We start from the raw sequence: 3732 nt of genomic DNA, 5'->3' as shown, positions 1-3732 counted from the left end.
GCGAGCACCCATCGCGTGCAAGCACGCTCCCACAGCACGCTCCCACAACGCTCCCACAGGAACCATCAAGCCTTGCTGTATGCGTCAACCGCATCCATCGCGCGGGCGGAATAAACCAGGGCGGCACCGGCATTCATCGCGATCGCCACGCCGAGCGCTTCGGTGATTTCTTCGCGGGTCGCGCCGGCCTTCAGGGCGGCGTCGGTGTGCACCGTGATACAGCCATCGCAGCGCATCGTTACGGCGACGGCGAGCGAAATCAGCTCGCGGGTCTTCGCGCCGAGCGACCCTTCCTTATGCGCATTCGCCGCGGAGAGGGTCTGGTAGCCCTTCAGGGTATCCGGGCTCAGCTTGCCGATCTCGCCAATGCGGCCCATGAGCTCTTTCTTGTATGCAACCCAGTCAAGCATGTTCGTGACTCCAATGAGCGGCGGCGCGGGGTGCGTCGTCGTGAGGGAAATAATGGCACCACCGGGTGCGCGGCTGAATGCTCGAACGTCGCGTCTTTTGGCTGAAACGTCTCACGGAGGCTCCGGCGGCATACGGGCGGGCGACCCCTGCGGCAGTCCGTCGCAGAGGCCTGACCGGCGGCGAGGCGCCGCTGACCTCGCTGATACCGTGGTGGTGACGGCTTTTTCTTGATCCAAAGAGGGACTCTCATGCCACAACCGGCTTCGCCGGAGGCACGCCTCGGCTGCGCGGAATGCGGCCTCCACGCGATCTGCCTCCCGGAGGGCGTCGACGAAGGCGGCCTCGCTCGTCTTGATCGCCTCACGCGCCAGCGCAGCACCTACCAGCGCGGCGACTCGGTGTTCCGCCAGGGTCAGCCGTTCGATGCGCTGTACGTCGTGCGCTCCGGCGCCGTGCGCGTCGCACTGGGTGACGCCGATGGCGGCCAGCAGGTGCTTGGGTTCCGCTTGCCGGGTGAAATCCTCGGCGTGGATGGCATGCTCGATGACACGCACCGCACCGACGCCACCGCCCTCGAACGCACGACGATCTGCGAGGTGCCGTTCGCGCGCCTCGAGGATCTGTTCCAGCAGCTGCCCGGCCTGCAGCGAAAGATGATGCGCGAGCTGGGTCGCGAGGTCGCGAGCACTCAACAACACGTGCTCGCCATGGGCCGGCCGCAGGCGCTCGAACGCGTCGCGCTGTTCCTTCGCGGCTTGCTTGAACGCTACGACAGGTTGTCGCGGCCTACCGACACGGTTCGCCTGCCAATGGGCCGCAGCGATATCGCGTGCTATCTCGGCCTGGCCGTCGAGACCGTGAGCCGGGCGTTGGGGCGCATGGAAGAGCACGGTGTCCTCTCGGCGAGCGGCCGCCACCTGCGCATCCACCGCCGCGACCTGCTCGATGCACTGTGCGTCGCCGACGCCACGAGCGAGCGCAGGAAAAACTGAGCGCGATCAGGAACGCGCGGGCAGGGGATTCCTAACCTCTGCGGTGCCGGCCCCGATGGCTGGCATCCCTGCCCACAAGGAGTTCCCCCGTGTTCCAGCTCAAGACCCTCGCCGCCGCCATCCTGCTCGCCGCGCCGATCGCGGCACAGGCCGCGGAATCGCCGTGGACGCTCCACTTCGGTGCCCATGTCGTCGATCCCAAATCAGACACCGGCCAGCTCGCTGGCTTGCCGTCGAGCATCAGCAAGAGCACGCGGCCCACGTTCAGCGTGGAATACCGCTTCGCCCCGGGCTGGTCGGCCGAGCTGCTGGCCGCGGTGCCGTTCCAGCATGAGGTGCGCCTGGATGGCACGCGCGCGGTCAGCGTGAAGCAGCTGCCGCCGACGCTCGGCGTGCTGTACCACTTCATGGAAGGCGGCACGGTGTCGCCGTTCGTCGGCGCCGGTATCAACTACACCTGGTTCTTCGACAAGAAGGGGCGCAACGCGCTGGATGGGACGCGCGTGCAACTCGCGAACAGCTGGGGTGCGGCCGGCCATGCCGGCGTGGATATCCGCCTCGACGAACGCTGGACGTTCACCGTGGATGCCCGCTACATCAACATCGACACGAAGGTGAAGGTGAATGGTGCACGGGTCGGCACCGCGCATGTCGATCCCTGGGTCTATGGCCTGAGCTTCGGCTACCGCCTGTAATCCGGGCGGCTTGTCCGCGCCCGCGTTCATGCCGATACTCGCGTCACCTCTGGCGCCAGATCGACCCATGGACGCACTTACCCGGATCCTGGAACTCGCCCGCGTGCGCGGCGCGCTCGACCTGCGCTGCCAGCTCGCGGGCGGTTTCAGCCTGGACCACGAGGATGCTGGCCCGGGCGAGGCACCGTTCCACCTGGTGCTGGCGGGTGAGGGCGTCATGGAGTTGCCCGGGCGACGCACCTTGCCGCTGCGTGCCGGGGACCTGGTCGTCCTGCCGCATGGCACGAGCCATCGGGTCCGCGATACGCGTGGCACGCTGCATGACGCACCCATCCTCCTCGACGCCTCGGGGCCGCTGGTGCTTAAGAGCACGGCGGGCGAGGGTCCCGTACTGGACCTGCTGTGCGGCCGCTTCGTACACGCCCCGGACGCCGGGCAGCTGCTGTTCTCCACGCTGCCGGATGCCCTGCACGTGTCGCTCGCCGAGGCGCATGGCATGGCGACGCTCGAGGCGATCGTGAGCGTGTTCCGGACGGAAGTCGGCGACCTTGCCCCCGGTGCCCTGGCCGTCGTAACGGCACTTAGCCAGGCCCTGCTGGTATTCGCCTTGCGGGCGCAGCTGGAGCACGGGCTGATGCCGCCCTCGCTGCTGACCCTGATGGCCGACCCGCGGCTGGGGCGCGCCCTGCTGGCGATGTTGCGCGACCCCGCCCATGAGTGGACCGTCGAAGCGCTGGCCGCGCAGGCGGCCATGTCACGTGCGACCTTCGCCCGGCATTTCGAGGCGAAGGGCAAGCAATCCCCGCACGAGGTCCTCACGCTCCTGCGCATGCATCTTGCGGCCGAGTTCCTCCGCCGGGGTGACCTCACAGCCGCAGCTGTCGCCGAGCGCGTGGGCTACCGCTCCGAATCGGCCTTCGGCAAGACCTTCCTGCGCATCATGGGTACCACGCCCGCCCGTTTTCGCCGCGCCTGACGCGCCTGCGCCGCTCTACCGCAAGGTTCGGATGGTTGGCCGTCCGCCTCTGGCCCAGCATGGCGCCATCCCCAACGGAGGCGACACCCATGGCATACCGAATCCGCGGCATCGACCCGACGCCGTTTCTTTCCCTCTACGACCTGCCCGATGCAGAGCTGAAGCAGCGCGGCATCCTGCGCACGATCGCCTCAAGCGATACCGGCTATCCGGAGCGCGTGGAGTTGCGCAATGCCCGGCGTGGCGAAACGCTGCTGTTGTTGAATTTCACCCATCAGCCCGCTCCTGGTGCCTACCTCGCGATCCAGTGTGTATTTATCCGTGTATGGGCCACCACGCCCGCCGAACTGCAGGACGAGGTACCGGAAGTGATGGCCCAGCGCATGATCTCGCTGCGCGCCTTCACCAGCGAACACCTGATCGACCAGGCCGCACTGGTTGACGGCCGGCAGCTCGATGAAGCCATCCGGCGCATGCTCGGCACCGCAAGCGTTGCGTACATCCACGCCCATTACGCGGCGTATGGGTGCTTTGCAGCGCAGGTGACCAGGGATTGATGCGGGTTTGTGGGAGCGGGGGTGGGGGCGCGAGCCCGGCCGACCCCGGCACACAGGGGCCCGGGGCCCCCGCCGGGGTTAAAAGAAACCCAGGAAAAAAC

The 3732-nt window shown here is 67.6% G+C and carries 5 protein-coding genes; 4 read left to right on the top strand and 1 reads right to left on the bottom strand.

The genetic code is table 11. The annotated features are described in order from the left end of the window. Positions 1 to 65: 65 nt before the first annotated feature. A complete protein-coding gene (locus tag ACTHLF_RS20975; protein ID WP_440330133.1) occupies positions 66 to 410 on the bottom strand; it encodes a carboxymuconolactone decarboxylase family protein in 345 nt (114 codons plus the stop codon). A 249-nt stretch (positions 411 to 659) separates the two neighbouring features. On the opposite strand from ACTHLF_RS20975, the gene ACTHLF_RS20970 reads away from it, so the two are divergent. The 4 genes from ACTHLF_RS20970 (at position 660) to ACTHLF_RS20955 (ending at position 3631) form a co-directional block, all read left to right on the top strand. Beyond that, positions 660 to 1403, top strand: coding sequence for a cyclic nucleotide-binding domain-containing protein (locus tag ACTHLF_RS20970; protein WP_440330131.1), 744 nt, complete (start codon positions 660 to 662; stop codon positions 1401 to 1403). A gap of 89 nt (positions 1404 to 1492) precedes the next feature. After that, positions 1493 to 2098: an OmpW/AlkL family protein gene (locus ACTHLF_RS20965; RefSeq protein ID WP_440330129.1), complete on the top strand. Its 606-nt coding sequence runs from the start codon at positions 1493 to 1495 to the stop codon at positions 2096 to 2098. 67 nt (positions 2099 to 2165) lie between these two features. Beyond that, positions 2166 to 3074 (top strand): cupin domain-containing protein, encoded by a 909-nt coding sequence (locus ACTHLF_RS20960; RefSeq protein ID WP_440330127.1) that lies wholly within the window; start codon positions 2166 to 2168, stop codon positions 3072 to 3074. Positions 3075 to 3163: 89 nt separating this feature from the next. Continuing rightward, entirely contained in the window at positions 3164 to 3631 is a 468-nt protein-coding gene (locus ACTHLF_RS20955) for a DUF1203 domain-containing protein (protein WP_440330125.1), read from the top strand. Positions 3632 to 3732 lie beyond the last annotated feature (101 nt).

The organism is Luteibacter sp. (assembly GCF_051958795.1).
GTDB lineage: Bacteria > Pseudomonadota > Gammaproteobacteria > Xanthomonadales > Rhodanobacteraceae > Luteibacter.
This window is presented reverse-complemented; position numbering and strand designations above follow the sequence as displayed.